The organism is Neomesorhizobium albiziae (assembly GCF_900114255.1).
Classification (GTDB): domain Bacteria; phylum Pseudomonadota; class Alphaproteobacteria; order Rhizobiales; family Rhizobiaceae; genus Neomesorhizobium; species Neomesorhizobium albiziae.
In genome coordinates this window covers 1-1,737 of the sequence record NZ_FOSL01000084.1, presented here as the reverse complement: position 1 = coordinate 1,737, position 1,737 = coordinate 1, and the positions used below count along the sequence as shown (strand labels likewise).

The following is a 1,737-nucleotide window of genomic DNA, read 5'->3' as shown; positions in this document are numbered from 1 at the left end:
CCTCTCCGGATTGGTAGCGTCGAGTCGTCAGGCCAAGCCAGGCGCCAACAGAGCGGGACTTCTTGAAGTTTTCAGGCTCCTCAATGGCGGTGACGGTGCCGTCGCGGGAGTGGTTGGAATTGGGAGTTGGCGTAGTCTCCGGGGTGTGAAACCTCGAATCATCCGGCGTTAGAGCGCCGGACAGGAGACTACGCCATGACAAGGACTACCATGAATACCGAAGCCGTTCATCCTGGGGATGAGGCGACGAGCTATCTTTTCGACAACTGGTTTGATCCGATCGAAGCTGGCCTGCGCGAGCGGGTGCGCGGCTTCATCGAGACGATGCTCGAGACCGAGCTGGACGCGGTGCTTGCCCGTCCCCGTTATGGCCGGCAGCCGGCGGCGCGCAGTGATGAGACCGCCGGTGTCGCCGGCCACCGCCACGGCCGCCGGACGCGCACGCTGACAGGGAGCTTCGGCACCACCGAGATCACGGTTCCGCGGGCGCGCCTCGAGGCCGGCGAGGACAAGACGGTGGAATGGAAGAGCAAGGCCTTGCGCGCCTATCAGCGGCGCACGATGGCCGCCGACGCGCTGATCGCGTCGAGCTACCTGGCGGGCACGAACACCAGGCGCGTGCGGCGTGCGCTCGCCGCGCTGTTCGGCGGCGCGATCGGCAAGGACGTCGTCAGCCGCACCTGGCGCAAGGTGAAGACGGATTGGGACGCCTGGAATGCCCGCTCTCTGGCCGACGAGCCGATCGTGCGCCTGATCCTCGACGGGACGGTGGTTCGTGTCAGGCTCGACCGCAAGGCGACCTCCATCTCGCTGCTCGTGGTCATCGGCGTGCGCGAGGACGGCCAGAAGATCCTGCTCGCGGTCAAGAATATGGGCGGCGAGACGACCGAGGCCTGGCGGGCCATTCTCGACGATCTCGTCGGGCGCGGCCTGCGCCGGCCCGAGTTCCTCATCGTCGACGGCGCACCTGGCCTGGACAGGGCGATCGCCGCGCTGTGGGACGGGGTGCCGGTGCAAAGATGCACGGTTCATTATGCCGATGTCCGGATTATGCCGACCATGGCTTGGAATTCGGCTTTGGGGGCGGGGATCGCTGCGATGAGGTCGGCATAATCACGGCGGCCTGGCGGATGGTGCAAACTCCTCTTCTTGCCAAGAAGGGGAGTTTTTTTATGTCGATTGATCCGTTTCGCGTTCGGGTTCGGGGCCCGTTTGCCCCATTTGCGGCTGGGTTTGCCGGCGAACTCGCCCGACAGGGTTATACGCCGCTTTCCGCCCGCGAGCAGATGCGGCTGCTGGCGCGATTAAGCCGCTGGCTCGCATTGGAGGGCATGGGCGTGGAGGACCTGGGTGCGACCGAGGTCGATCGGTTTGTCCGTACCCGTCGTGCCGCTGGCCGGCAACTCCGCTCGATCAAAGCGTTGCGGCCCATACTGGCCTATTTGCAGTCTCACGGCGTGGTGCTGCCGTCACCCCGTGCACCCGACGATCCGGCAGATGAGCTTCTTGAACGGTACCAACGTTATCTGGCGATTGAGCGCGGTTTGGGGAAAGCGACCGCCGATGTCTATGCCCAGATGGTGAGCCCCTTTCTGCGTCATCGATTGTCGTCCGATGGGCGGGCCTTGGACCTTGCGGGTTTGGCCGCGACCGACATCGTCGCCTTTGTGGTGATGCATTGCCCTCAGCTGTAGAAGTTTGTACTTGATCGGACAGTTGGTGTCTGAGAGTGGTCCG

General features: G+C 64.4%; 1 protein-coding gene and 2 pseudogenes. 2 read left to right on the top strand and 1 reads right to left on the bottom strand.

Annotated elements, in window-relative coordinates:
• Window positions 1–94 (bottom strand): annotated as a pseudogene (locus F3H98_RS30860) (transposase); the annotation flags it as partial.
• Window positions 95–210: 116 nt separating this feature from the next.
• On the opposite strand from F3H98_RS30860, the pseudogene F3H98_RS30855 reads away from it, so the two are divergent.
• Both F3H98_RS30855 and F3H98_RS30850 read left to right on the top strand, forming a co-directional pair.
• Window positions 211–1,032, top strand: a pseudogene (locus F3H98_RS30855) (IS256 family transposase); the annotation flags it as partial.
• Between the two features lie 140 nt (window positions 1,033–1,172).
• Window positions 1,173–1,694: a hypothetical protein gene (locus F3H98_RS30850; protein ID WP_244622028.1), complete on the top strand. Its 522-nt coding sequence runs from the start codon at window positions 1,173–1,175 to the stop codon at window positions 1,692–1,694.
• Window positions 1,695–1,737: the final 43 nt, after the last annotated feature.